The following is a 25,140-nucleotide window of genomic DNA, read 5'->3' as shown; positions in this document are numbered from 1 at the left end:
AAATACCAAAATCAACAATTATTTATTCAGTGTTTCATTTTTTACTTTGATCTTTAAAGTTTTACTTTCTTTTTAGATCAGATAATTGTTGATTTCGGTATAGCTAAACTTATCTATGCATTAATTAAATCAGAGTCGCTGTGTACCACAGGATCACTTGAGTTTAATGGATTAAAATATAAACCAAATCCAGACGAGGATTGTTTTACATCATATTCGGTTTTACTTTGCTTTAGTACATAGCTAATTTCTATAGTAACAAAAGAGTTAAAGTGCTTTTTTAGTAAACTTGTAATGTCTTCTGGTTTTTGAGGAATAGGTTTTCCTTCACTGTCTAATTGGAAATTAATCTCTAGTATTATCTCTCCGTTTACTTTTAAGACCAAGGTATCACTAACGAAAACATCTAGGTTGTTATTAGGTGGAGAGGCTAGGATGATCTTTTTGTCGGCAGGTATCCATATCATATCTCTTACATTGGAATAGAATACGTTAGGTAGAGGTGATGAGCCAACGGTTTTCGATATTTCTTCTCCTAAGGAAACATAGGTGAGGTCTTTTTTATTAACACTTGTTGTACCAACATAAACTGTTGAAGGAACTCCGTTTACATTGGATTTTCTTGCGGCTACCACGCCGATATCTTTCCATTTGTAAACCATGTTTATTAAACCATTCAAATATCCTCCTTCAGCATGGTAGCCAACAAACCCTGTGTCTGTTGTAGACAACCAAGCTTCTCGGTTGGCATATAAATATTGAATAGTTTCTGGAGAAATATTTTTGTTACGCATGGCAACTAAACTTTCTTCTGTTAAAATATCAACAGGAAGATTTGCTGCCCACCAAGCAGGAATTGGATATTGACTATCTAAGAATACTTTTTGACAGCTTCCCGCGTCAGATTGCCAAGGAATTCCCATCCATTTCGTTAAATCGCCCGGGGTAGTTTTCCATAGCCAATGCGAATCATCTTCTAAAGAATTACGAATGTCATTGCGTTTATTTCATAACCAAAGTCCTTGTAAAAATATCCTTCTTGTTCTTCTTTGTTAGCAGATGATAAACGTATTTCTCTAAGTCCAAAGAAAGAGTTTCCTTCTGTAACTTCATCAAATATAATTGTATTTTCTTTATACATTTGGGCATGTCTCATAGGCCATGTTAGTTCTACTCCAGGATGAAAACCGCCACCGTAAAGAGTTTCTAAAGCAGCTCGAGTTTTTAAAAGTGCACTTTTTGCTGGATCTTTTTCAGCAATTTCATACTGAGTTTGGTAATATTTTCCAAGTTCATCCATAGAGGTATAATTTCCATCCAGGCTAGTGAAATTACCATCTCTCCATTTTTTTAATTCATTGTATAGTATCGGAGGAATAGCAAACCATTGAGCAGGACTTCCAGGGTAGTTAATTCCATCGCCTGGGTATGAAGGAAATTTAATTGCTTGTGTTCCAGCGCCTAAATTAGTGATGTCTGTTTTGGTTTTACTTGGTATAATGGGTTCGTTTTCAGGAGCGTAAATAGGATTTCTAAATAGATTAAATATTTTCTCTCTAAGAGGAAGAGCTTCATTAGAATTGCTATATAACATTTCAAATTCAGCAGTTGTTAACTGATCTATAACTTCTCGAAATGAAGGAGATAAAAAATCACTTAAATTAACCCATTGCATTCTATAAAGACGATATAATACAGGGAAAATTAGACTGAAATCTGTTTGATAGCTTCTATTTACAGTTCCACAAACCAAATCGTACATAGTAGATAGCGGCTGGATTTGTGGAGCATAATCTGGTGGAGCAGTAGCAATCCAAGCTGAAGATTGAGCGTCATTCAACTCATAGGTTTTAGATCCAATAGTAACTTTAGCTGTAACTCTACCATCACAAATATCATCGTACCAGTTTGAGTTGTCAGCGAAGTCGGTATTTAAATCGGAAGGATTTAGAGAAGCTGAAATACCATCTGCAGGATAAAAAATTAATGTTCCATCATGGTATTCAACAGTTCCTAAATTGACTGTTTTAGAATCTGTTCCCAACACTTTTGCAAGCAAACTTTCTTTTCCATGGTCTTCGATAGGGAATGGAAACTTTCCTGAAATAACTTTACGCTGTTCAATGGCGCTTGATGAAACGGTCACTGGAGCAGGGCTATTGACTAATTCTTTTCTAAAGTTTTCACTTTTAGGATTGCTTTTCTTTTTATTAAGAACATTAGGATTTCTTTGCAAAGCATCAATCCCTGGTGCTATTTTATCTTCAAAGAATCTCGGGCTCAAATTTAGATTGTCGGTTTGAACTGAGAGATCTAAACTATTGTTAAAGTCATACCAAAATGGTTTTTTATTAGCAACTTCAACGGTCCATTCAATTTTGTCACATTTCCCAGGGTCAATCTTTTTGATAGGAATTCCGTTGTCATTACATTCGTAAATGTAAAAACGTTGTGCTTGTTTTTTTAAAGCACCAGATTTGGTTCTAAATTCGAGATTTTCATCGAATAAATTATTCCAAGGTACTTCAGGAGTAAAAACAACATCTTCTTTAGTTGCAGGGCCATTACCTAAACGGGCAATCCCTATTGAGGGGTAAATTCGAAGTTTCATTTTTTTAGGATATTAAGGTTTAAACTAAGTTATTGAAACTTTGATTTTATTTGGTTAAAATATCTTTAAGTGATGGTTATTTAGGTATAAGTGTCAGTTAGTTATGCTTGATTGTGTTTTTGTTATTCAGTTAATAACAAGGGTTATTGCATTGCAACGAAACTATATCCTTTTTTACTCAGTTTTTCTAAAACAATTGGCAATGCATAATATAGTTTTTCTCTTGCTTTAATACTATCATGAAAAACAATAATGCTTCCGTTTTTTGTTTTTTTAAGAACATTTTGAGCACATTGTTCTTTAGTGGTCCTAGCATCAAAATCTGCAGAAAGTACATCCCACATTATAACTTTATATCCTTTTTTAAGAAGAAGGGACGTTTGAGAGTGTTTAATTTTCCCGTAAGGAGGTCTGAATAGTTTTGTGTTTTTACTATGAAACTTGTTTATGAGTTCTTCCGTTTTAAGAGTGTTAGTTATATAGTCCTTAGAAGTAGTTTTCCACCCATTTAAATGATTAAATGTGTGGTTTCCGATAGAATGTCCATTTCCAATAATTTCTTTAAAAATAGACGGGTGTTTTTGAATATTATCACCGATACAAAAGAACGTAGCTTTCGCATTATGTTTTTTTAGTTGCTCGAGAACGAACTCAGTAACTTCAGGGATAGGTCCATCATCGAAAGTAAGATAAACTTCGGGGTTATTGGAACTGAAACACCACGTATATCTCGAAAATATTTTCTTGATAATACGTGGTGTTTTTATAAGGTAAAACCTCACTAGTTAAGGTTTTATAGTGTCTAATTCATCAATAAAAGGATTTAAGTCTTCCTCTTCATCAGGCATTAAGTGTCTGAATAATCTACCTACGTTAACAAAACCTTTAAAAATTTCATCAGAATATTCTTTAGAATCATATTCACTAATTTGTCTAACTACATTTTGATACATGTAGAGTTTTGTATCAATGTTTTCAATTACTAGGTCAATATCAGCCTCAGAAAACGTACTATAGTATTTTAAATGTTGTTGGAAAATATCTATTAAAGTTTCAGCAGTTTCCCTAGCTTTATCAATATCTCCAATTCTATAGTATAATTCTGGATAACCCAATGATAAGCTGAAATGATCAAAATCTCTAATAGGCATTTTACTTAACGATAAGTCGAGAACCTCTTTTGCTTTTAAACTATCTTTTTGAGCAAGGTATTCTTCTGATAATCTCATTAGATTATTTCTTAGTGAAATAGCATTACGTTTGCTTTGTTCATCTAAGTAAATTTCTCCATTATTAATAGTTTTCCAATTCCACTTTTTAATGTTTTCATACATTTTTTCTGGATTGATTCGTCCCATTTCAAACATCGATTTTCCTTTGTTTGGAGTTTTTATAGGAACTAACTTATAGGCCATACCGTCTAACTGAAGATAATCTTTTAACCAAATATATTCTTCATCTGCACTAGCACCACCTGTAAAATATATAGGGCGTTTCCAATCGAAATTGTTTAGAATATCAAGCATTAGAATTCTATTTTTAGAAATGCCTTGATCATCAATAGTGATATCTATGTAATCAACAATTTTATCAGCATCTTTTTCAGCAACCAAGCCTGTTTTTAAAGCATTTTCTTTGTTAACGGGAATTCTAATATGATTTGTTGGATAAAACTTTTCTCTTACATCATTTTCTTCATCGATATAATAGGTAGCATCATGATCACTTTCTATCCATCTCATAAAATTATTAATAGAGATAATTGAATCTTTGAATCTTGGATGTGGAATATGATACGCAAGATCGAGTGTGCCATATTTGTATTGATCATGAGTTAATTTTGAAGGAATAGGATCGGCATCATATGTTTTCTTTTTCATTTGATCGATGTACCAATCAGTTTGGAAAAGACTTGTATTTACAATTTTTATATCCTTTCGAACACCTTCAACTTGCTGCATGTACCAAAGAGGAAAAGTGTCATTATCTCCAATAGTAAATATTATAGCATTTGGGTCGCAACTTTCTAAATAAGTTTGTGCGTTTAATTGAGCCAAATATCTATCAGATCTATCATGATCATTCCAGTTTTGAGCTCCCATTAAAACAGGAACCAAAAGTAGAGAAACTGCGGATACAGCGAGAGCAACTATTCTACCGTTGGCATACTTTTTAAAGTAGTCGTACAAAGCAAGTACACCAAAACCTATCCAAATGGCAAATACATAAAAAGATCCTACAACTGCATAATCACGTTCTCTAGGTTCAAAAGGTTTTGGATTTGTGTAAAATATAATGGCAAAACCAGTAAAAGCAAAAAATAATGCAAGTGTATAAAGACTCTTTTGGTCTTTACCAGCTTGATAGAATAGACCTATTAACCCTAAAATTAGCGGAAGGAAATAGTAGGTATTTCTACCTTTATTATTTTTAACATCGTCAGGTAAGTTTTGCTGAGAGCCTAAACGCATCTCATCCACAAAATCGATACCGCTTAACCAATTTCCATTTTCAATATCTAAATGACCTTGAATATCATTTTGTCTTCCAACAAAATTCCACATAAAATAACGTCCATACATATATCCAAACTGGAAATCAATCATGAACTTAATATTTTCTCCAAATGTTGGTCTTCTGCTACTATTGGCAGGAATTCCAGCGATTCTTTTGTAGTGTTCCTGAGATCCTGGATCAACCATTCTAGGAATGAATCCTTTATGTTTACTTGACCAGTTTGGTAAAACATTCTTGTATTTATTTACAATAACATATTTACCATCTTTTTTCTCGTATTTTGGCTTATCATCTTTGTGTGGTTTTACTCTGTCTCTTTCTTGTTTAAAAGCGTAAGAATAATATTTATCATAAAAAACATTGGCATCACCGTATTGTTCACGTTCATAATAAGCTAATAATTCTCTTGCACTAGAAGGGTTGTTTTCGTTGATAACAGTATCGGCATTTGCTCTTATTGGAAGCATTAACCAAGATGAAAAACCGATCATTATGAATAGTACAGAAAGAATCAATGTATTTACTGTAACTAGGTTTTTTTTACGTGTAAATGATAAACCAAAATAAAACAAAGCTATCAAAATAACGCCAGCAATAATTGTCCCTGAGTTATAAGGTAAACCAATTTGGTTTATAAAAAACAATTCTGAGGCACTAAAAAATTTCAGAGTATATGGGAACAAAAGTTTGAACACAAAAGCAAGGACAAAAATTGATATTACTGTAGCTATTGCAGTCGTTTTTAAAGTGATGTTTTTGTAAGTTTTAAAGAAATACAGCATCACAATAGAAGGTATAACCAAAAGTGAAAGGATATGGACTCCGAAAGACAACCCAACAACAAAGCTTATAATTACTAGCCATTTATTTCCTCGAGGAGAGTTTAATTCACTTTCCCATTTGAGTCCGAGCCAAAAAAGAAGTGCCATTAAAAAAGATGACATTGCATATACTTCACCTTCAACAGCACTAAACCAGAAACTATCAGAAAAAGTATAGGCCAATGCACCAACTAATCCACTACCTAAAACAGCAAAAGCTTCATTCGTGCCAAATTTTCCATTTTTTTCAGCAATTCTTTTTGCCAAATTGGTAATGGTCCAAAACATAAAAAGTATTGTGAAAGCACTCGCTAAACCAGACATGAAGTTAACCATAATGGCTAACTGACTGGGGTCACTACTAAACATAGCGAAAAAGGCTCCTAACATTTGAAATAGAGGAGCTCCAGGAGGGTGTCCAACTTCTAAATTAACTGAGGTAGAAATATATTCTCCACAATCCCAAGAACTCACAGTAGGTTCTAAAGTTAGAGTATAAGTAATTAAAGCCACGGCAAATGAAACCCATCCTAAAATAACATTCCATTTTTTGTAGTTGAATTCGTTCATATTAGTTTTAATAAGTTGTTGCGAATGTACTAATAACTAGTGTGTTTTAAGTATAGCAAAAATATAATTTTGATTTTTTATTATAGGATAAAGTTCTGTTAAAAGAAAATATGAAAAAAAATTTGTCAAAATAAATTTCTGTTTTATATTTGCACCCGCAATAAGCAATTGGCCTATGGTGTAATGGTAACACACCGGTTTTTGGTACCGATATTCAAGGTTCGAGTCCTTGTAGGCCAACAAAAAAAACTTTAATGCAATGTCCTTTGATTTGTATGTAAAAACAAGTTTGGGAGTTTTAATTTAAAGTTTTATCTTTGCAAAAGTATTATTGGCCTATGGTGTAATGGTAACACACCGGTTTTTGGTACCGATATTCAAGGTTCGAGTCCTTGTAGGCCAACAAAAAAGTCTCAGTATTTATTTATTGAGACTTTTTTTGTGCTTAAAACTTTTCTAAAATGTATTCCTTTCGGAAATTTTATAAAAAGGGGCAACTTTTTAATGAGTTAGTATAACATATTTAATGAATAAAAAATGGGTAAGAAGTAAACGTCCCCTTGTATGAGGTTTGTTCAAACAAAGGGGAGTTTTTTTCATAGTAATTTCCCCTGACGTTTGTATGCTTAGTAAATATACAAAGGGCTTTGCAAATGAATATTTGAATTAAGCCTGTTCTAAACATTTAAATGGCTAAAGAAAATAAGCAAATAAAAAGTGATAAAATAGTTGAGAATTAGGAAGCTATAATTAGTGTTTGAAAATGTATGAACTCCATCTTTGTACTTCTATATTTAATCAATTATATTGCATTCTGATGCAAATATATTTCGTAAGAATGAAAATAGCTAAGAGTACTCTGTGCTTTACCTGTAAAGCATATCTTTTGTCAGTTATTTCGCTGGTTATTAATGTTTTGTTTTTTTGGATTTTACATGCTTTTTCTAAAAAGCACAGAAATTTTGCGTCATTTGGAGGTGTGGTTTTCTCTTTTTTTTGGGGAATAACTCCTTTTTCATCCTTTGCTCAAACTACAGAAAACCAAAAGGTAGAATACTATTATTCCAAAGCAATTGAATTTTCTCACAGCAATAGCGATAGCTTGATTTTTTATGCAAAAAAAATACAATTGTCAGATAATAAATGCGATCGAATGAAAGGTTTATTGTATGAGGCTCGAGGGTTGTATATTCAAAATAATCTTAATAGATGTAAAAAGATTGTTTTGTTAGTGGTAAATGATTTAAATGGTTCTGAAGACGATTGTAATCGTAAAAATTTAGTGGATGGGTATAGAAGGCTATTCTATATTTACAAGAATGAAGGGAATTATGAGAAGGCGTTGTTTTATTTGTTAAAAAGGAAAGAGGTTTTAGAAACCTTTAATCCAAAAGAGGAATATTATCAAAGAAATATATTTTACACAAAAAATAGTGAGGCCATTTTAAAAATAAAACTTGGATTGTATGAAGAATCATTGGGCCTATTAAAAGAATCCTACAAATTGTCAGAGAGTCTTAGGTTATTAAATCCATCCTATGAAATAGATCGTAATTTTGCTCATGGAAAAATTCACGTTTTAAATGCTACAGGAGATGTTTTTCTATCATTAAGTAAGAAAAATAAGACTCGAATTTTACTTGATTCTGCTGAATATTATTATAAAAAAGCATTCGAATATTCCAATGTTTTAACTGATAGAAGTAGTCATACTGAAGCAGTCTATAGAATGAGAGAGATTAATGTGTTGTTTGAAAAAAGGAACTATGAAATGGCTTTAGATAATTTGAGAAAATACGATTCATTATTTAAAAATTATCCTAGTTATATCAATAAAACATATTACCGGATAAAGGCAATGTCTTTAAGAAACAATAGAAATAATGACTCTTCGTTATATTTTTCAAAAAAGTACATAGGGTTATTTGGTTCTGAAGAAATTAATCGAGATAATTTAACATCGATTTATTCAAATGTTGCGAAAATATATCAAGAAAAAGGTAAGGCGGATAGTGCATTAAAATATTCTAATTTAGCTCTTGAAAACTTAAAGAAAATTGATAAAATCAAAGTAAATACCTTAATAGGAGTTCATGATTCTGAAAAGCGGGACTTTAAAAACAAAGAACATCAAGAAGAGAAAAGAGGTTCCGATTCTAAGACTGGTTATTATTTACTAATCTCTCTTGTTTTTACCAGTGTTGTGTTTATAATATATTTTTTAAAGAAACCCACAAAAAAACACAAGACTGAAGAAAAAAAGAATTTACCCAAAGAATTTGAGGAAAAAATATTAGAAGGAATCTTGTTATTTGAAAAGTCAGATTTGTATCTGAGTTCAGAATTTAATATCAACGAATTAGCTAATCACTTAGGTACTAATTCAACCTATATTTCAATGATAATCAATAGTTATAAGCAAAAAAGTTTTAAGCAGTACTTAGCAGAGTTAAGAATTAATTATGTTATTCACAAGCTAAAAACCGATTCCAAATTCGCCAAGTATTCCATTGTAAGTATTGCGAATGAAGTAGGTTATAAAAATGCATCTTCTTTTACTCGAGCTTTTAAAAATCTTATAGGGATAACTCCATCAGAATTTATTAAAAACAAAAAATACATGGAACTATAGTTCTTGTTTTCCAAGTGATGTTTTAAGTTACTCAAGAATTAGGAATCATTTTAACTTATTTGCTACACTTCAGCACGGAGTCGAGTTTATTGGTATTTTCTTTTAATATGAAGATTATAGAAATTATTCTATAAAGTTTATCAACTATCCAATAAACTAAGGTCTAAATACCATTTAATTTAACATGAAAACCATTCATAATGTAAGCTATTTTTTAAGGGAAAACAAGGGCTTACACTGGTTTTATTGAGTTTAATTCATTGTTTTTTAGTTGTTTAGCTTAATTTTTCAGCGTTTTAAAGAAGAAATACAACAACTCAACGAAAGTTAATATAGTAAGTAGGGTTAGCTTGTAATTTTATAACGACCAAACCCCCAGTTTATTATGAAGATAAAATTACTTTCAAGTCTAATGTTATTTATCATGTCCATAACAACATTAGCTCAAAACTTTAACTACTTAGGAACTTACAGTTCAAATGGAACCCCTGATTATTTAGAAAGCCCAGGCGATAACATTCCAGTATCAACATTAGAACTAATTAATAGCGCGTTACCTGAAACATTTCAGGTACCATCTTATAATCCTCATTATATAACATCTGGCTATGATAGTGATATTTTTGTAAATGTAACAACAGATGTTTACATGACGTTTGTAGATGAAGGAGCAGGATTTAGAAATGTGCTTGGATTTTATACATACGATTTAAATAATCCACCAGTCTCAGCTCCAGCAGATGAGGATATTACGGTTATTTTCCCTAATAATTCCAAGCTCGGTAGTGGAGGAGGATTGGTTGCAGGCGATAAAGTTAAGTTAGGAACATTTACGGCAGGAACAGGAATCGGATTTGTTTTACTCAGTAACGGTTGGAATGGAAGTCAAGTTACAAATGGATATTGGAGGTTACATTCGAACCCAAATTTTAACCCAGAATCAGATATTTCGAAAAGACATCATAATGTTTTAATTAAAGATGATGCGAACGAATTAGTTATCATGGGATTTGAAGATATTCATAGAGAGCACTCTTGGTGTGATCACGATTTTAACGATGCACTCTATTATATTACAGCTACAGAATACACAGACATAACAACTACAAATATTGTCAGCTCAAATACATCAACAGATGTTTACTCAGCAAATTTAGGAGGGTTTGAGAGCAAGGGAGATTTAACAGGAAAAATGGCTTTAAAAAACATCAATCGTTTGAAGTTTAATAATGAAGCGTCTTCAAAAAGTATGCAAAAGTCGTTTAAATCCAGATCTAGAACAAATGAAGAGTTAGCTCATTATTTTCCAGAACATGGAATGTTTGAAATAGAGGAAGCATTTATATCAACATCGCTCGATCCAGTAAATTATTCAAATGCGTCTGATGTATTTTCAATTGATTATTACTTGCAGGAAGAAAGAGTTTCCGCAGCTTTGCTTACCGTAACTGAAGAAAGAATCTATGATCACTCGAAGCATATATGCGATCGATTAAATGGATCGGTATTGCAAGATGTTAGGCCTTTAATGATTAACAATCATCGAATGATCTTTTCAATTATTGAGAGAGATAATGGATATATAGAATATACAATTAGTTTTTCCATTAAAAAAGGTGAAGCAGAAAATGAGTTAGTAAGTCGTTGGAATATCGGAGACTATCCCGAAGGAGATTATTTGAATTTCCAAATATGGGGTAAGTCAATGGGACAAGTTGCTCATTTAGTTAGTTACGTTATTGGACAATTGCAAGCGGAGAAAGAGTTAACATCTGATCCAGATATAGAGAGATATATACCTACTGTATTTGTTAGTTCAGCGGTTTATAGAGATCAAAAACTTACTATTGATTTCATAAATAAATCAGGAAATACTGAAATCACATTAAATGCAAATGTTAGAAAAACAGAGCAAATGGATTTCAACAATATTCAAATGCCTATAAGCTTAACAGGCGAGTTTTATGATTCAGTAGAAATAGAAACTGGATTTATGTTCGACGGTGGTTTTGCCCTTATAAACACAAGTAATAACACAAGTGATAATGTTTATTTGGCTGATGGTACCTGGGGAATAGATTATTCTTCTGATAACTCAACGCTAAATGTATATACAGTAAACGAACAGGTAGAAGATTTAAGTTCTGAAATGTATCAGTTGGAAAGAAGTGCTTCGGTGTCAGGAACAACAGAAGGAGCGTTTAATTTATTTAGATATCCTTTGCCTGGAGATTTGTCTTTAGATACTCAAGAATTTGATGGAATTCAGTTTTATATTAAAAACAATACACCAGTTACAGTTTCAATTGTACCTCCCGATATGGCTTGGGACGATAGATGGACATTTGAGCTCACAGAAAATGATGAGGAGAGTTTAGTATCTATTAATTTTGATGAATTTGTTAGTACAAGTGGAGCTAATGATGGAACTATTGAAAAAGTAAAAACGATTATGTTCTCTGTTGTAGGAGAAGAAGGAAATCCAGTAGATTTTAGTTTAGATGTAAAAGAAATAGCTTTTAAACCATCGGCTACATTATCTACAGACGATATCACATTAAATACTAATGAGGTGTTTAACTATCCTAATCCATTTAATACGAGTACAACCTTTATGTTACCAAAAGAATCAAGTAAGGTTAAGTTCGAAGTATACGATGTTTTAGGTAGAACGATATTTAATGAATATGTGCAAACATCTGCAAATAGAAAATCATTTGAATATCAGTCGCCAACAATAGTTTCAGGTATCTATCTATACGTAATAAGAGATGAGAATGATAATATCTTTAAAGGAAAGTTTGTTTTGAAGAACTAAAAGAATATTATAGCAAAATAAAAGGGCTTACTTTGGTGAGCCCTTTTTATTTTATCCTATTTTTTCTTTCAAACTTTGTATAACTTTTTTACTATTACCTACAAAAATTTCCTCATCAACTATAAAAACTGGGCGTTTTAAAAAAGTGTATTCTTTTAATATATATTGTTTATAATCCGTTTCAGACAATTCAGAGGTGTTCAATTGCATTTCTCTATAAAGCTTCGCTCTTTTATTAAACAATGCCTCATAACTGTTACTTAATGAATACATGTGTTCCAATTGTTCAACGGTTATAGGCTCTGTTTTTATTTCTTGTTTTTCAAAACCTTCAATATTAACTTCTTTTAAAATTCTTCTACAAGTATCACAAGTTTGTAAAAAATAAACTTTCTTCATTTTATATACAATGTTTAATAATATCTTTGAGCTAAAATAACCAGAAAAATGAATATACAATTTGAAGCGTTAAAAAAATCTAGAGAGTTAGTTTTAAAATTTATTGATGGATTAACCCTTGAGCAATTACACACAATACCTGAAGGGTTTAATAATAATATTGCTTGGAATGTTGCTCACCTTGTTGTAACGCAGCAGTTATTACATTATAAATTGTCTGGATTACAATGTTTAGTTTCTGACGAATTAGTTGACGGTTACAGAAAAGGGACGAAGCCCGCTGAAACTTTTTCGGAAGAGGAATTTGAAGAAGTAAAGGAATTACTTATAGGATTGCCTGATACGTTAAAGGAAGATTACGAGGCTGGTATTTTTAAAGAGTACACGGAATATGAAACAAGTACAGGTTTTGTTTTGCGTTCTTTTGAGCATGCTATTGCTTTTAACAACCTACATGAAGGCATACATTTAGGAGTAATCATGGCACTGAGAAAATTAGTGTAACTTTTGTAGATTTGTGTTGATTTAATTGGTTTATTAGTTTTGTAAATGAGTCGGTTATGTCTTACAAGAGTAAATTAAAAGACATGTAATGTGTATGAAAATAACACGACATGTAAAGAATAAAAATTAAAGAGCATGAAGTTTAATACAAAAACAATTCATGGAGGTCAAAAGCATGAAGAAGCAACGGGTTCTGTTATGCCTCCAATATTTCAAACATCAACTTATGCACAGTCAAGCCCAGGAGTGCATAAAGGGTATGAATATTCAAGAGCTGCAAACCCAACAAGAACAGCTCTAGAAAATGCTTTTGCATCTATAGAAAATGGTTCGCATGGTTTTGCATTTTCATCAGGACTTTCTGCTATAGATTGTGTTTTACGTTTGTTAGAACCAGGTGATGAGGTTATTGCGGGAGATGATTTATACGGAGGTACTTATAGAATGTTTACAAGATTGTTCGGTAAATATGGGTTAAAGTTCAAGTTTGTAGACATGAACAATGTTGAAAACGTTACGAATGTTGTATCAGAATCTACCAAGTTAATTTGGTTAGAAACACCAACAAATCCCTTAATGAAAGTGGCCGATATAGCCGAAATTACGAAGGCGGTAAAAGATAAAAATCAAAATATTTTAGTTACTGTAGACAATACGTTTGCAACACCTTATTTACAAAGACCGTTAGATTTAGGAGCCGATATTGTTATGCATTCAGCAACAAAATATTTAGGAGGTCACTCTGATTTAGTAATGGGAGCTTTAATGGTAAAAGATGCGAAACTAGCTGAAGAGTTACATTTTATTCAATTTGCTGGTGGAGCTGTTGCAGGTCCAATGGACTCTTTTTTAGCATTAAGAGGTGTGAAAACATTGCACATTAGAATGCAACGTCATTGTGAAAACGGGAAGGCAATAGCAGAGTACCTTTTGAATCACCCAAAGGTTGGGAAGGTATATTACCCTGGTTTGGAAGATCACCCGAATCATGATATTGCTAAAAAGCAAATGGATGATTTTGGAGGAATGGTTTCTTTCAGATTAAAAGATGAAAGTAAAGAGGCTGCTTTTAAGTTTTTAGAAAGTACCAAAGTATTTACTCTTGCAGAATCTTTAGGAGGTGTTGAAAGCTTGGTAAATCATCCAAGTACGATGACACATGCTTCAATTCCTGAACCTGAGAGAGAAAAAATTGGAATTACTGATTCTTTAATAAGGTTAAGTGTTGGTATTGAAGACATCGAAGATCTTATTTCTGATATAGAACAGGCTTTAAACTAAATAGTTAAGACATATAATGGGAAGACATGCAAAACTGCATGTCTTTTTTATTGCAACTTACTTGCGATATTTGAAAATTAGTTATATCTTGCAACCGTGTTGCATTAATTGCAATCATTTAATTTAATGTTTTTTAAAAGACAATGCACCTCATTAATTAGCTTTGTTTGGGTTTGAAGTTATTAAATTTTATTGTCTTATATAAGTGCCGACATGTCGGCACTTTTATTTTTTTATAAAAAAATAGAATTAGTATTTTTGTATTAGTATTGGCAATTTATTCACGTAAATGGTATAATTTTCATTTCTTGATAAAACACTTAACATGAGAAATACAACTTCATTATTGGCTATCAGAGATTACTTACAAAAAAAAGACGTAGCGATAAGCGCCGTTGAACTGGTTGATCATTTTTCTGATAGATTTAATAAAACAACCATTTATCGTGTTCTTAGTAGATTAGAAAATGTTGGCGAAATACACTCGGTTTTGGGAAATGATGCCAATACTTATTATGCTACTTGTAGCTCAACTTGTAGTAAAGATCACCACAATCATAATCATGTGCATAAACAATGTAAGAAATGTGGAGAGTTATCCTGTACTGAAGTTGAGTTAAAGACCCCAGAAACAGATGGTTTTATAGTGGAAGAAGCAAGAGTTTTATTAGTAGGATTGTGTAAAAATTGCCAATAAAACAAAAATAATATACTGATCGGTATATTTTTTTATATCTTTGAAGTGATGTTGAAGTCTGAAAGAACCAAAATATTCATTATTGAAACTGTGGCTCCCATCTTTAATAAGAATGGTTATTCCGCAATGAGCTTGTCTAAAATTACTGAGGCAACAGGATTAACAAAAGGGGCAATTTATGGACATTTTGCGAATAAGGAAGAATTGGCTCAAGAGGCTTTTCGGTATTCTGTGAGAAGAGTCTTGAAAGATTTAAATGATGTTGTTAATAAGGGAAGAACCCCATTAGGAATGCTATTGAATATTCCAGAGTTTTATAGGAACTATTATGAATACAACAAGCAGTTTGGTGGTTGCCCAATATTAAATATAGGAGTGGATTCAGATCATCAAAATGGTTCAATTTCAGATTTAGTAAGAAGTTATAATTATAGAATTTTGGAAAAATTCGCGGCATTAATTGATAAGGCAAAAGAGAGTGACGAAGTTGAGAATACGATTAACAGTATGGTTTATGCAAAGCGATTTTTTTATATGATCGAAGGAGCCGTATATATGTCGCATATTATGAGAGACGACTCATATTTGATTGATGTAAGTGATACCATCATAAAAATTATTAAAAACGAACTAGAAAAAACAAAATAATATTTTTTTAACCTAAAATATACCGATCGGTATATTTTAAAACTTAAAGCCATGGAACTATCAAAAATTTTAGAAAGTAAAACAAAAATTAGATTTCAAGATTGTGATCCTTTTAATCATTTAAACAACGCAGCCTATTTTAACTATTTAATAAATGCCCGAGAAGATCAAATTTTAGCGAATTATAACCTTGATGTTTATAATCATGGAAAAGAAACTGGAAGGAGTTGGGTGGTTGGTTCTCATCAAATTGCTTATTTAAAACCAGCAACTCTAATGGAAACGGTTACAATCGAATCTCAATTGATTAATTACGGAAATAAAAATTTATTAGTTGAAGTTAGAATGTTCGATGAAACTAAAACGGAGCTAAAAGCAGTAATGTGGAGCTCTTTTGTATATTTTAATTTGTTAACGTTGTCTTCGGATAAACATCCTGAAGACTTGCTTACATTGTTTGAAAATGTCGTTCTGCCGGTGAAACAAACAACTTTCGAAGAAAGAACGCAAAGTTTACGTTTTCAAAAAGTGTAAGTAGCCTATTCTTATAGAGTTGTAAGAATAGAGAAGAGGTTAGAAAATAGCTTCTAACCTCTTTTTATTATTTTCCAAATAAGCGTTGAAAAAAACCTTTCGTCTTTTTTGAAGCTTCTTTGATTTCTTCTTCAGCTTCTTCAACAAAGTCGGCTATATGCTCACTTGCTTTTCCGGCAATTTCCGAAGCCTTTTCGGTTACATCTTCAAGACCTTCTTTGGCATCTTCAGCAAGCTCTTTGGCTTTTGATTTGATATTTTGAACCTCTTCACTTTCAAGAAAATCATTAACTTTTTCTTTTGCACCTTCGGTAAAGTCAGCCAATTTTTCGCTAGCATCACCAATAACTTCAGAGGCCTTATTTTTTATGTTTTCAACCTCTTCACTATTTATAAATTCTTGAACCTTTTCTTCAGCTTTTTTTACAAAATCGTTCTCTTTACTGGCGTTCTCGTTATTTGCTTCTTGATTTTCCAGTGGTTTTTTACTTTCTTCTGACATGGCTAAGTTAATTTAAGAATTGGTTAATAATTTTAGTTAAATGAAATTGTATTTTAGATTTAATTAAAACCAAGGTTTATAGTTTTTCTGATAGGTTTCTATGAACTCTTGATCACTTTTTGTCAAGTAAATAATTCCTTCAATAAAGCCTATAATACCTGGAATCCACATTGTAAAAGCGCCAATGATCAGACAAGTAAGTAAGAATGAGACTAAGGTTATTGATAACAGAATTATCCCCTCTTTATTATAATTTAATACAAATTTATGAACACCGAGTCCTCCTAAAACAATAGCGAGAATTCCGGCTAATATTCTTTTACTTTCTTCCTGTTGAGGTACTACTGGTTTTCCATGTTCATCGACAATTTCCATATATAATATTTTTTTAAATTTATAAAAAAGCCTCGTCTTTTGGCTCCCACAATTCAATTTTGTTTCCATCTAAATCAATAACCCACCCGAATTTACCATAGTCATACTCTTCAACTTTATCCATAACGGTAACTCCATTTTGTTTTAATTCAGCTAACAGTTCAACAAGGTTCTCTACGCGATAATTAATCATGAACTCCTTTTCTGATGGATTGAAATAATCGGTATTTTTATCAAAAGGACTCCATTGAGTTGATCCTTTCTTTCCATTTTCTTGATTCCACCAAAATGTACAGCCCCATTGATCAGTATTCAACCCAAGGTTTTTTTTATACCATTCTTTAGTTTCTTCGGGGTTATCTGTTTTAAAAAAAACACCACCAATACCTGTTACTTTTCCCTTTTTCATTTTCTTCGATTTTTAACGTTGTTTTCGTATACTGAAATCCATTGATCAACGGAAATCTTTTTTACTAATTCACCAATAAGTTCATATGGAATATCATTCATTTTTTTAAAACGAACGCAACTTTTACCCATATCTAACTTTCTTGATGAATGTTTAGGATATTCATTTACGAACCACTCATGAATTTCAGGAATGGCATAAATTCCGCTATGATAAAGATTAACAGAGTTCTTTTGCGAAGCAAAACACATAAAAGGAAGTGGTTCGTTGGGGCTACAATGATAACCATCAGGGTAAGTACTTAAAGGCACAAAATATCCAATCATGCCATATTGTATACCCTCTTCAAACCCATCAGGAAGATTTTCTTTAATAGTTTTCCTCAATTTTTCCAGAGCATCTTTTCTCTCTTCTGGAACTTGAGAGATATAATCTTCTGGAGAAGTAGCTTCATATTTCATATTAATGATGAATTTAGAAGCTACAATTTACTAAAATTTTTCTTTGATTTTATCCACTATTGTTTGAGCCAGTTTTTCCTTACTTTCTATTGTCCAGCCAGCTACATGAGGAGAAAGTAAAACTTTTTCAGAATTGATAAGGTAATTAAACGCGTCTGGGAGTTCAGAAGCAAACAAGTTTTCAAAAGACTTCTTTTCGTATTCAAGCACATCTAGTCCAGCACCTAAAATCTTCCCGTTTTCTATTGCTTCTACCAAATCTTTTGTAACTACCGAAGTTCCTCTAGCGGTATTCAAAAGCCAAAACGGATACTTAAAGCTATCAATAAAACTAGTATTAACCATATTTATTGTTAGTTCAGTTTGAGGTGTATGTAAACTCACTACCTCGGCTTTTTCTTGAAATTCTTGTAAACTAACTTGCTTGCAATTTATATCTCCAACATTGTCTTTTATATCGTAACAAATCACTTCTACATCAAATCCCCTTAATTTTTTAGCAAAAGCCTTCCCCATATTACCATAACCAATAATTCCAACAGTTTTGCCATCAAGTTCAATACCTCTATTGTCTTCACGAAGCCATTTTCCTTCTCTAACTTCCTTATCTGCTTTATTTAGTTTATTAAATAAAGAAAGTAACATACCTAAAGTATGTTCACCTACAGCATTTCTATTACCTTCGGGAGCAGAAATAAGATGAATACCTTTTGATGTTGCATAATCACAGTCTATATTTTCTAAACCAGCACCAACTCGTCCAATAAACTTCAAGTTTGTAGCTTTATCTAGGAAAGAAGAATCAATTGTAAATCGACTGCGGATAACAATTCCATCATACTCATGAATTTTATTTTCGATTTCTTCTTTGGTTGATGAAAAGTCTTCATCATTAATAAAACCTAGCTCGTTAAGTTGAGTTATGAGAATTGAATGATTAGTATCCAAGTGCAATACCTTCATACCAATATATTTAAGTTAGTACTTCTGAGAAGTCGTTAATTAGTATTGTTCTTTTTCGTTAGGGAAATCTTGAGATTTTACATCACTTATATATTGCTGAAAAGCTTTTGTCATTTCCGAATAAAGGTCAAGATATCGTCTTAGAAATCTTGGACTAAATTCATGAGTCATCCCAATCATATCATGAGTAACTAATACCTGACCATCGACACCCGCTCCGGCTCCAATACCAATAACAGGAATAGATAAACTTTCAGCTACTTCCTGTGCAAGTTTGGCTGGTACTTTTTCCAAGACTATAGCAAAACATCCGAGTTGCTCTAGGAGTTTAGCATCTTCTTTTAATTTTTCAGCTTCCTCTTCTTCTTTGGCTCTTACAGTGTATGTTCCAAATTTATAGATTGATTGAGGTGTTAAACCTAAATGTCCCATAACGGGGATTCCAGCAGTTAAAATTCGAGAAATTGATTCTGAAATCTCACTTCCCCCTTCAAGTTTTACAGCATGCCCTCCTGATTCTTTCATAATTCTTATGGCAGATTCAAGAGCATTTTTTGAATTCCCTTGGTAGGTACCAAATGGGAGATCAACAATTACTAATGACCTATCAATTCCACGTATAACTGAACTGGCATGATAAATCATCTGGTCAAGAGTTATAGGTAATGTGGTTTCATGTCCTGCCATTACATTTGAGGCAGAATCTCCAACTAAAATAACATCGATTCCTGCACCATCAACAATTTTCGCCATGGTATAATCATAGGCGGTAAGCATTGATATCTTTTCATTATTGGCTTTCATTTCAACCAACGATTTTACCGTTACTCTTTTGTACTGTTTTTTTGCTGTTGACATTTTATAATCTATTTGTATGATGTAAAAATAGACATTTTAGACAGATTAATATGTCGTTAATCTTCTGTTAATTAAATTTTTTGAATATTAATTTTTAATAGTTTTAGGCATCCAAACTCAATAAATATGCAAAAAATAATTACTATCCTTATTGTTTTAACACTTTCGGCGGTGGTTAGGGCTCAAACTTCTTCCGAAGAAAATAAAATAAAAAATACCATTAATACTTTTTTTGATGGGTTACACAAAGGGGATAGTGCAATTGTAAGTTCTTCTATTCATAAGTCGTTAAAGCTTCAAACTACCTTTACGGATAGGGAGTCGAAAACACAAATAAGAACTCAATTGAAGGACGAATTATTGAAGGCGATTGCCAGCAAAAAAAAGGAAGACACCTATTTCGAGAAGTTACTTTCTATGGAAATTCATGTTGATGCCAATTTAGCTTCAGTTTGGACTCCGTATGAGTTTTATTACAATGGTAAATTAAGTCATTGTGGAGCAAATTCGTTTCAATTGTTTAATAATAACGGAAAATGGGAGATTATTTATATTGTTGATACAAGGAGAAGGAAAGGATGTAACACATCAGAGAATTAAAAATGAAATATGTTGTTTGTCTGCTTTTCATAGCAAGTAGTATTTATGCGCAGGAATCGAAGTTATTTTTACCAGAACTATTTCGTGATTTTGGTCATGTTAGGGACTTATCAATAAGTAACGATGGGACCGAAATTTATTTTACGGCTCAAGGATACTTGAAGGAGTATTCATACATTGTTTCATCAAAAAAGATTAAAGGAAATTGGGAGGTACTTGAAATTGTTAGTTTTTCCGGACAGAAAGGAATTAGAGATTTAGAACCTTTCCTATCTCCAGATGGGAAGAAGTTATTTTTTGCTTCTAATCGTAAGGTAGATGGTACAGGAGCAAAAAAAGATATGGATATATGGTATGTAGAAAGAAGCGAATTGTTAGAAGAATGGTCTTCACCAATTTGGCTAGGAGAAATTATAAACACAGATAAAAATGAATTCTATCCTTCTGTTTCTAAAAAAGGAAATCTTTTTTTTACTACAGAAAGAGAGGATAGCAAAGGCAAAGAAGACATCTATATTAGCAAAATAGTCAATGGAAAGTATACAAAGCCTGAATCGTTAAGTGAGGCGGTAAATAGTGAAAATTTTGAATATAATGCTTTTGTTTCTCCGGATGAAGATTGTATCATTTTTACCTCATATGGAAGAAAGGATGATTTAGGTAGAGGAGATATGTATGTAAGTAAAAAGAATGATTTAGGAATTTGGATGCCCGCTCAACACATGGGAAATTATATTAATACAAAGCGTGAAGAATATTGCCCGTTTGTTGATTATAAGAATAAAATGCTGTATTTTACGTCAGTGAGAACTGAAACAATTGATGTTTTAGAACCAAAAAAAAATCTAAAGGGCATGCTAAAAAAAATAGAGGTTTTACCTAACGGTTTAAGTCGAATTTACTGTACGCCATTAAATAAAATTTAGTGTATATTTGACGTAATGAACCCAAACAAAGAGAAAAATAGTTTATCCCCTGACCAGTGGGTAGATAATTATGCCGATTATTTGTTTAACTATGCTGTTGTGCGAGTTAATAACGAGGCTTTAGCTAAAGATTTAGTTCAAGAAACTTTCTTTGCAGGTTTAAAATCAGCTAAGAATTTCGAAGGGAAATCAACAGAAAGAACATGGCTTGTTTCTATTTTGAAACGAAAAGTAATAGATCATTACAGAAAGATAAACTCGAAAAAAGGACAGGCCGAGGTGAAAATGAGTTTCTATGATGGAGGAGATAATGAGGGGAATTGGATAGAAGAGAGAGTTCCACAAACATGGAAAAACGAAGCTGAAGAAGATATTGAAAACGAAGAATTAAAGGAACAAATAGATAAATGTATTGACAATTTACCAGAAAAATATGCCATGGTTTTTAGGATGAAAACTATGCAGGAGTTTGAGACTGAGGAAATTTGTAAGGCACTAGAAATTACACCGTCTAATCTTTGGGTGATTATCCACAGAGCTAGAACTCAATTAAGAGGTTGTTTGGAAAAGAACTGGTTTAATAATTAATTTATGTTTGGAAAGTTTAAAATATCTTGTGACGAAGCAACAACGATTTGTGATAAGGCACAGTATGGAGAGGCTACTACATTAGAAAAAATTAAGCTTAATATGCATGTTATGTTTTGTAAGATATGTAGATTATATTCAAAGCAAAATGGCATATTAACAGGATTTTATAAGAAAAAAGCTACAGAATGTAGAGCAAAGAAGCATTTAATGACTGACGAGGACAAGTTGGCCTTGAAAGAAAAAATTAAAGAAATAATATAAAGAGCTTTTAGGTTTTTTTTGAAAAAACCATTTTTTGATTTTTTGTTAGATTGAAACGGAATTTGTTGTAAGGATGAATTCCGTTTTTTTAATTTTGCAATTAAATAGATAGTATGCATTTTTTACCAGATTCCATAGATAATTATGCCGTAGAGCATTCACAAGTAGAACCTACTCTTTTAAAAGAGTTGAGTAGAGAAACATGGCAAAAAGTCTTAAACCCTAGAATGCTTAGCGGGGCTTTTCAAGGAAGAGTCTTGTCAATGATTTCCAAACTAATACAACCTAATAAAATACTTGAAATAGGAACTTATACTGGCTATTCAGCACTTTGTTTAGCGGAAGGGCTAAGAGATGGTGGAACTTTGTTTACCATTGATAAAAATGAAGAATTAGAAGAGTTGCAAAGAAAGTATTTTGATAAATCTGAATATAAAGATCAGATTAAACAATATGTGGGCAATGCTATTGAAATAATACCTCAAATTGATGAGAAGTTTGATTTGGTGTTTATTGATGCTGATAAGTCTAATTATTTAAATTATTTTGACTTAATTATTGATAAGATGAATTCAGGAGGAGTCATCCTTTCTGATAATGTATTATGGAGTGGTAAGGTTGTAGAGGAGTTAAATCCTAGAGATATTGACACAAAAGTCCTTTTAGAGTATAATCGCCTATTAAATGAAGATAGTCGCTTAGAAACGGTGTTATTACCTATTAGAGATGGATTAACAATAAGTAGAGTGAAGTAGAATTTTTTTATTTACCTATTTCTCTTAATTGGTCCTGTTAAATCGTCAATGTTATCTTTAACATCATTAACTTCTTTGTTAATATCTTGGACAATATTTGTGTCTAAGCCGTGCTCTTGAGCACTCTCATTTATTTCTCTTTTAATATCGTTGGTTGCATCTTTTATTTGACGCATTCCTTTACCTAAACCTCTTGCGATTTCAGGGAGCTTGTCAGCACCGAAAAACATAACTACAATCAATAGTATAATAAAAATTTCAGGGCCTCCGATAAATAAAAAAGTAGTATTCATAAAGCAAAGATAATTAAAAAGACTTATTTTTTATGTAAAAGAAAAAGCCAAACCATGTTAAATTAGGTTTGGCTTTTTTAGTTTATGTAGAAAGCAATTAGTCGGCTAGAATAATTACTTTATTATCTTTCATTTCAATTGTTCCTGACTTGATGTCCAAAGTTAAAACTTTATCATCCGCTGGTAGTTTTTCAATGCTACCATGTAAGTCATCAAAAGATAAATGATTTTGTGTGTGCACATGAATCTTCACAGTTCCTTTGTCTAAGATAGAAACTATAGGAGCGTGATTATTCAACATTTGAAAATCACCATCTATCCCTGGTACAGTTACAGAATCAACATCCGATGAAAATAAGATCGCTTCTGGAGTAACAATTTCTAAAAACATAAATTCAATTGATTATTTAATTAATAATTGTTAATTGAATTACGCTTCAGCTAACATCTTCTCTCCTGCATCGATAGCATCTTGGATAGATCCTTTTAAGTTGAATGCAGATTCAGGATACTTATCTAATTCACCATCCATAATCATAGTAAATCCTTTGATTGTATCTTTAATGTCAACTAAAACACCTGGGATACCAGTAAACTGCTCAGCTACGTGGAATGGTTGAGATAAGAAGCGTTGTACACGACGTGCTCTGTGTACTACTAATTTATCCTCTTCAGATAATTCTTCCATACCTAAGATGGCAATAATATCTTGTAATTCTTTATAACGTTGTAATAACTCTTTTACTCTTTGTGCACATCCGTAGTGCTCATCACCAAGAATTTCTGGAGTAAGAATTCTAGACGTAGAATCTAATGGATCTACAGCAGGATAAATACCTAGCTCAGCAATCTTACGAGATAATACAGTTGTTGCATCTAAGTGAGCAAATGTTGTAGCAGGAGCAGGGTCAGTTAAATCATCCGCAGGTACATATACTGCCTGTACAGAAGTAATAGAACCTTTCTTAGTAGAAGTAATACGCTCTTGCATTGCCCCCATCTCTGTTGCTAATGTTGGTTGGTAACCTACGGCAGATGGCATACGTCCAAGAAGTGCAGATACCTCAGAACCAGCTTGTGTAAAACGGAAGATATTATCAACGAAGAATAATACATCTTTACCTTGAGCTTCTCCAGCACCATCACGGAAGTATTCAGCAATTGTTAATCCAGATAAAGCAACACGTGCACGTGCTCCTGGTGGCTCATTCATCTGACCAAATACGAAAGTAGCTTTAGAATCTCTCATTCCAGATTTATCAACTTTTGATAAATCCCATCCACCATCTTCCATAGAGTGCATAAAGTCATCACCATACTTGATAATTCCTGACTCTAACATCTCTCTTAATAAATCGTTTCCTTCACGAGTTCTTTCTCCTACACCAGCAAATACAGATAAACCTCCGTGTCCTTTTGCAATGTTGTTAATTAACTCCTGAATTAATACAGTTTTACCTACACCAGCACCACCGAATAAACCAATTTTACCTCCTTTTGCATAAGGCTCAATTAAGTCAATTACTTTAATACCGGTAAATAATACTTCAGTAGAAGTAGATAAGTCTTCAAATTTAGGTGCAGAACGGTGAATTGGTAAACCATCTTCTCCAGTTTTAGGTAAGTCACCTAATCCGTCGATAGCTTCACCTGTAACGTTAAATAAACGTCCGTAAATATCATTACCTATTGGCATTTGAATAGGGTTACCAGTAGCAATTACTTCTTGCCCTCTTTGTAAACCATCAGTCGCATCCATTGAGATTGTACGAACTGTATCTTCACCAATATGTTGTTGAACTTCTAAAACTAAAGTAGAACCATCGGCTTTATTTATTTCTAATGAATCATAAATCTTTGGCAGTTCAGCGTTTTCTGTATTAAACTCAACATCGATAACTGGACCAATAATTTGAGAAACTTTACCTGTTATTGTAGACATTACTATATGTAATTAAAGTTATTTATTTTGTTAAGTGAGAATTAACTCATTTTTTCAAGGCGCAAAGGTAAATTTTTAAAGCCAATTTTAAAAATGTTTCGAACTATTTTTAGTTTTTTATTGAAATAAAAAAAGCCTCACACTTGGTGAGGCTTTAATTTTATATGGTTGA

General features: G+C 32.2%; 26 protein-coding genes and 2 tRNA genes. 14 read left to right on the top strand and 14 right to left on the bottom strand.

Annotated features, from left to right (window positions below; genetic code table 11):
* Nucleotides 1-113: 113 nt before the first annotated feature.
* The 4 genes from ACKTTV_RS10480 to ACKTTV_RS10465 all read right to left on the bottom strand — a co-directional run bounded on the left by ACKTTV_RS10480 (nucleotide 114) and on the right by ACKTTV_RS10465 (nucleotide 6,519).
* Nucleotides 114-992, bottom strand: coding sequence for a LodA/GoxA family CTQ-dependent oxidase (locus ACKTTV_RS10480; protein ID WP_408030914.1), 879 nt, complete (start codon nucleotides 990-992; stop codon nucleotides 114-116).
* Nucleotides 977-2,611, bottom strand: a complete 1,635-nt coding sequence (locus tag ACKTTV_RS10475) for a LodA/GoxA family CTQ-dependent oxidase (protein ID WP_408030794.1) — start codon at nucleotides 2,609-2,611, stop codon at nucleotides 977-979. Before ACKTTV_RS10475 ends, ACKTTV_RS10480 begins: the two co-directional genes overlap by 16 nt.
* 143 nt (nucleotides 2,612-2,754) lie before the next feature.
* A complete protein-coding gene (locus tag ACKTTV_RS10470) occupies nucleotides 2,755-3,393 on the bottom strand; it encodes a polysaccharide deacetylase family protein (protein WP_408030793.1) in 639 nt (212 codons plus the stop codon).
* Between the two features lie 3 nt (nucleotides 3,394-3,396).
* Complete coding sequence (locus tag ACKTTV_RS10465) at nucleotides 3,397-6,519, bottom strand: protein O-mannosyl-transferase family (RefSeq protein WP_408030792.1); 3,123 nt, start codon at nucleotides 6,517-6,519, stop codon at nucleotides 3,397-3,399.
* Between the two features lie 169 nt (nucleotides 6,520-6,688).
* On the opposite strand from ACKTTV_RS10465, the gene ACKTTV_RS10460 reads away from it, so the two are divergent.
* The 4 genes from ACKTTV_RS10460 to ACKTTV_RS10445 all read left to right on the top strand — a co-directional run bounded on the left by ACKTTV_RS10460 (nucleotide 6,689) and on the right by ACKTTV_RS10445 (nucleotide 11,969).
* Nucleotides 6,689-6,759, top strand: a tRNA-Gln gene (locus ACKTTV_RS10460).
* A gap of 92 nt (nucleotides 6,760-6,851) precedes the next feature.
* A tRNA-Gln gene (locus ACKTTV_RS10455) sits at nucleotides 6,852-6,922 on the top strand.
* A gap of 435 nt (nucleotides 6,923-7,357) precedes the next feature.
* A complete protein-coding gene (locus ACKTTV_RS10450; protein ID WP_408030791.1) occupies nucleotides 7,358-9,151 on the top strand; it encodes a helix-turn-helix domain-containing protein in 1,794 nt (597 codons plus the stop codon).
* A 385-nt stretch (nucleotides 9,152-9,536) separates the two neighbouring features.
* Complete coding sequence (locus ACKTTV_RS10445; protein ID WP_408030790.1) at nucleotides 9,537-11,969, top strand: DUF4114 domain-containing protein; 2,433 nt, start codon at nucleotides 9,537-9,539, stop codon at nucleotides 11,967-11,969.
* 51 nt (nucleotides 11,970-12,020) lie between these two features.
* On the opposite strand, the gene ACKTTV_RS10440 is transcribed toward ACKTTV_RS10445, so the two are convergent.
* On the bottom strand, nucleotides 12,021-12,368 hold the full coding sequence (locus ACKTTV_RS10440; protein ID WP_408030789.1) for an arsenate reductase family protein: 348 nt from the start codon (nucleotides 12,366-12,368) through the stop codon (nucleotides 12,021-12,023).
* Between the two features lie 48 nt (nucleotides 12,369-12,416).
* Here ACKTTV_RS10440 and ACKTTV_RS10435 point away from each other — a divergent pair, with 48 nt between their 5' ends.
* From ACKTTV_RS10435 to ACKTTV_RS10415, 5 genes are all read left to right on the top strand, one after another.
* A complete protein-coding gene (locus tag ACKTTV_RS10435) occupies nucleotides 12,417-12,872 on the top strand; it encodes a DinB family protein (protein WP_408030788.1) in 456 nt (151 codons plus the stop codon).
* A 135-nt stretch (nucleotides 12,873-13,007) separates the two neighbouring features.
* Nucleotides 13,008-14,153 (top strand): cystathionine gamma-synthase, encoded by a 1,146-nt coding sequence (locus ACKTTV_RS10430; protein WP_408030787.1) that lies wholly within the window; start codon nucleotides 13,008-13,010, stop codon nucleotides 14,151-14,153.
* A gap of 325 nt (nucleotides 14,154-14,478) precedes the next feature.
* Nucleotides 14,479-14,850, top strand: coding sequence for a Fur family transcriptional regulator (locus ACKTTV_RS10425; protein ID WP_408030786.1), 372 nt, complete (start codon nucleotides 14,479-14,481; stop codon nucleotides 14,848-14,850).
* Between the two features lie 48 nt (nucleotides 14,851-14,898).
* On the top strand, nucleotides 14,899-15,498 hold the full coding sequence (locus ACKTTV_RS10420; protein ID WP_408030785.1) for a TetR/AcrR family transcriptional regulator: 600 nt from the start codon (nucleotides 14,899-14,901) through the stop codon (nucleotides 15,496-15,498).
* Between the two features lie 51 nt (nucleotides 15,499-15,549).
* Complete coding sequence (locus tag ACKTTV_RS10415) at nucleotides 15,550-16,032, top strand: acyl-CoA thioesterase (protein WP_408030784.1); 483 nt, start codon at nucleotides 15,550-15,552, stop codon at nucleotides 16,030-16,032.
* A gap of 67 nt (nucleotides 16,033-16,099) precedes the next feature.
* Here the strand turns inward: ACKTTV_RS10415 and ACKTTV_RS10410 are convergent, their stop codons facing one another.
* The 6 genes from ACKTTV_RS10410 to panB form a co-directional block, all read right to left on the bottom strand.
* Entirely contained in the window at nucleotides 16,100-16,534 is a 435-nt protein-coding gene (locus ACKTTV_RS10410; protein ID WP_408030783.1) for a hypothetical protein, read from the bottom strand.
* A gap of 63 nt (nucleotides 16,535-16,597) precedes the next feature.
* Entirely contained in the window at nucleotides 16,598-16,909 is a 312-nt protein-coding gene (locus ACKTTV_RS10405; RefSeq protein ID WP_408030782.1) for a TM2 domain-containing protein, read from the bottom strand.
* 19 nt (nucleotides 16,910-16,928) lie between these two features.
* Nucleotides 16,929-17,318 carry a VOC family protein gene (locus tag ACKTTV_RS10400; protein ID WP_408030781.1) on the bottom strand — a complete coding sequence of 130 codons (390 nt, stop codon included), beginning with the start codon at nucleotides 17,316-17,318 and terminating at the stop codon, nucleotides 16,929-16,931.
* Nucleotides 17,315-17,779 carry a DUF1801 domain-containing protein gene (locus ACKTTV_RS10395; protein WP_408030780.1) on the bottom strand — a complete coding sequence of 155 codons (465 nt, stop codon included), beginning with the start codon at nucleotides 17,777-17,779 and terminating at the stop codon, nucleotides 17,315-17,317. Before ACKTTV_RS10395 ends, ACKTTV_RS10400 begins: the two co-directional genes overlap by 4 nt.
* Nucleotides 17,780-17,809: 30 nt before the next feature.
* A complete protein-coding gene (locus ACKTTV_RS10390; protein WP_408030779.1) occupies nucleotides 17,810-18,742 on the bottom strand; it encodes a 2-hydroxyacid dehydrogenase in 933 nt (310 codons plus the stop codon).
* 39 nt (nucleotides 18,743-18,781) lie between these two features.
* Complete coding sequence (panB, locus tag ACKTTV_RS10385; RefSeq protein ID WP_408030778.1) at nucleotides 18,782-19,600, bottom strand: 3-methyl-2-oxobutanoate hydroxymethyltransferase; 819 nt, start codon at nucleotides 19,598-19,600, stop codon at nucleotides 18,782-18,784.
* A 126-nt stretch (nucleotides 19,601-19,726) separates the two neighbouring features.
* On the opposite strand from panB, the gene ACKTTV_RS10380 reads away from it, so the two are divergent.
* The 5 genes from ACKTTV_RS10380 (at nucleotide 19,727) to ACKTTV_RS10360 (ending at nucleotide 22,733) form a co-directional block, all read left to right on the top strand.
* A complete protein-coding gene (locus ACKTTV_RS10380) occupies nucleotides 19,727-20,200 on the top strand; it encodes a nuclear transport factor 2 family protein (RefSeq protein ID WP_408030777.1) in 474 nt (157 codons plus the stop codon).
* Nucleotides 20,201-20,202: 2 nt separating this feature from the next.
* Nucleotides 20,203-21,126, top strand: coding sequence for a TolB family protein (locus tag ACKTTV_RS10375; RefSeq protein ID WP_408030776.1), 924 nt, complete (start codon nucleotides 20,203-20,205; stop codon nucleotides 21,124-21,126).
* A gap of 15 nt (nucleotides 21,127-21,141) precedes the next feature.
* Complete coding sequence (locus ACKTTV_RS10370; protein ID WP_408030775.1) at nucleotides 21,142-21,714, top strand: sigma-70 family RNA polymerase sigma factor; 573 nt, start codon at nucleotides 21,142-21,144, stop codon at nucleotides 21,712-21,714.
* 3 nt (nucleotides 21,715-21,717) lie between these two features.
* A complete protein-coding gene (locus tag ACKTTV_RS10365; RefSeq protein WP_408030774.1) occupies nucleotides 21,718-21,978 on the top strand; it encodes a hypothetical protein in 261 nt (86 codons plus the stop codon).
* Nucleotides 21,979-22,091: 113 nt separating this feature from the next.
* On the top strand, nucleotides 22,092-22,733 hold the full coding sequence (locus ACKTTV_RS10360; protein WP_408030773.1) for an O-methyltransferase: 642 nt from the start codon (nucleotides 22,092-22,094) through the stop codon (nucleotides 22,731-22,733).
* An 11-nt stretch (nucleotides 22,734-22,744) separates the two neighbouring features.
* On the opposite strand, the gene ACKTTV_RS10355 is transcribed toward ACKTTV_RS10360, so the two are convergent.
* The 3 genes from ACKTTV_RS10355 to atpD all read right to left on the bottom strand — a co-directional run bounded on the left by ACKTTV_RS10355 (nucleotide 22,745) and on the right by atpD (nucleotide 24,968).
* Entirely contained in the window at nucleotides 22,745-23,026 is a 282-nt protein-coding gene (locus ACKTTV_RS10355) for a Sec-independent protein translocase subunit TatA/TatB (RefSeq protein WP_408030772.1), read from the bottom strand.
* A gap of 97 nt (nucleotides 23,027-23,123) precedes the next feature.
* A complete protein-coding gene (locus ACKTTV_RS10350; RefSeq protein ID WP_408030771.1) occupies nucleotides 23,124-23,417 on the bottom strand; it encodes a F0F1 ATP synthase subunit epsilon in 294 nt (97 codons plus the stop codon).
* Between the two features lie 39 nt (nucleotides 23,418-23,456).
* On the bottom strand, nucleotides 23,457-24,968 hold the full coding sequence (atpD, locus tag ACKTTV_RS10345; RefSeq protein ID WP_408030770.1) for a F0F1 ATP synthase subunit beta: 1,512 nt from the start codon (nucleotides 24,966-24,968) through the stop codon (nucleotides 23,457-23,459).
* Nucleotides 24,969-25,140: the final 172 nt, after the last annotated feature.

The organism is Tenacibaculum xiamenense, assembly GCF_964513065.1.
Lineage (GTDB): Bacteria > Bacteroidota > Bacteroidia > Flavobacteriales > Flavobacteriaceae > Polaribacter > Polaribacter xiamenense.
The sequence above is the reverse complement of the archived record's forward strand: the minus strand, read 5'-3'. Positions and strand labels throughout refer to the sequence as shown.

Bases quoted from the DNA above. Each gene is read 5' to 3' on its own strand.
- ACKTTV_RS10475 (WP_408030794.1), bottom strand. From the start codon at position 2,611: ATGAAACTTCGAATTTACCCCTCAATAGGGATTGCCCGTTTAGGTAAT.
- ACKTTV_RS10465 (WP_408030792.1), bottom strand. From the start codon at position 6,519: ATGAACGAATTCAACTACAAAAAATGGAATGTTATTTTAGGATGGGTT.
- ACKTTV_RS10450 (WP_408030791.1), top strand. From the start codon at position 7,358: ATGAAAATAGCTAAGAGTACTCTGTGCTTTACCTGTAAAGCATATCTT.
- ACKTTV_RS10445 (WP_408030790.1), top strand. From the start codon at position 9,537: ATGAAGATAAAATTACTTTCAAGTCTAATGTTATTTATCATGTCCATA.
- ACKTTV_RS10440 (WP_408030789.1), bottom strand. From the start codon at position 12,368: ATGAAGAAAGTTTATTTTTTACAAACTTGTGATACTTGTAGAAGAATT.
- ACKTTV_RS10435 (WP_408030788.1), top strand. From the start codon at position 12,417: ATGAATATACAATTTGAAGCGTTAAAAAAATCTAGAGAGTTAGTTTTA.
- ACKTTV_RS10430 (WP_408030787.1), top strand. From the start codon at position 13,008: ATGAAGTTTAATACAAAAACAATTCATGGAGGTCAAAAGCATGAAGAA.
- ACKTTV_RS10425 (WP_408030786.1), top strand. From the start codon at position 14,479: ATGAGAAATACAACTTCATTATTGGCTATCAGAGATTACTTACAAAAA.
- ACKTTV_RS10420 (WP_408030785.1), top strand. From the start codon at position 14,899: ATGTTGAAGTCTGAAAGAACCAAAATATTCATTATTGAAACTGTGGCT.
- ACKTTV_RS10415 (WP_408030784.1), top strand. From the start codon at position 15,550: ATGGAACTATCAAAAATTTTAGAAAGTAAAACAAAAATTAGATTTCAA.
- ACKTTV_RS10410 (WP_408030783.1), bottom strand. From the start codon at position 16,534: ATGTCAGAAGAAAGTAAAAAACCACTGGAAAATCAAGAAGCAAATAAC.
- ACKTTV_RS10405 (WP_408030782.1), bottom strand. From the start codon at position 16,909: ATGGAAATTGTCGATGAACATGGAAAACCAGTAGTACCTCAACAGGAA.
- ACKTTV_RS10400 (WP_408030781.1), bottom strand. From the start codon at position 17,318: ATGAAAAAGGGAAAAGTAACAGGTATTGGTGGTGTTTTTTTTAAAACA.
- ACKTTV_RS10395 (WP_408030780.1), bottom strand. From the start codon at position 17,779: ATGAAATATGAAGCTACTTCTCCAGAAGATTATATCTCTCAAGTTCCA.
- ACKTTV_RS10390 (WP_408030779.1), bottom strand. From the start codon at position 18,742: ATGAAGGTATTGCACTTGGATACTAATCATTCAATTCTCATAACTCAA.
- panB (WP_408030778.1), bottom strand. From the start codon at position 19,600: ATGTCAACAGCAAAAAAACAGTACAAAAGAGTAACGGTAAAATCGTTG.
- ACKTTV_RS10380 (WP_408030777.1), top strand. From the start codon at position 19,727: ATGCAAAAAATAATTACTATCCTTATTGTTTTAACACTTTCGGCGGTG.
- ACKTTV_RS10375 (WP_408030776.1), top strand. From the start codon at position 20,203: ATGAAATATGTTGTTTGTCTGCTTTTCATAGCAAGTAGTATTTATGCG.
- ACKTTV_RS10370 (WP_408030775.1), top strand. From the start codon at position 21,142: ATGAACCCAAACAAAGAGAAAAATAGTTTATCCCCTGACCAGTGGGTA.
- ACKTTV_RS10365 (WP_408030774.1), top strand. From the start codon at position 21,718: ATGTTTGGAAAGTTTAAAATATCTTGTGACGAAGCAACAACGATTTGT.
- ACKTTV_RS10360 (WP_408030773.1), top strand. From the start codon at position 22,092: ATGCATTTTTTACCAGATTCCATAGATAATTATGCCGTAGAGCATTCA.
- ACKTTV_RS10355 (WP_408030772.1), bottom strand. From the start codon at position 23,026: ATGAATACTACTTTTTTATTTATCGGAGGCCCTGAAATTTTTATTATA.
- ACKTTV_RS10350 (WP_408030771.1), bottom strand. From the start codon at position 23,417: ATGTTTTTAGAAATTGTTACTCCAGAAGCGATCTTATTTTCATCGGAT.
- atpD (WP_408030770.1), bottom strand. From the start codon at position 24,968: ATGTCTACAATAACAGGTAAAGTTTCTCAAATTATTGGTCCAGTTATC.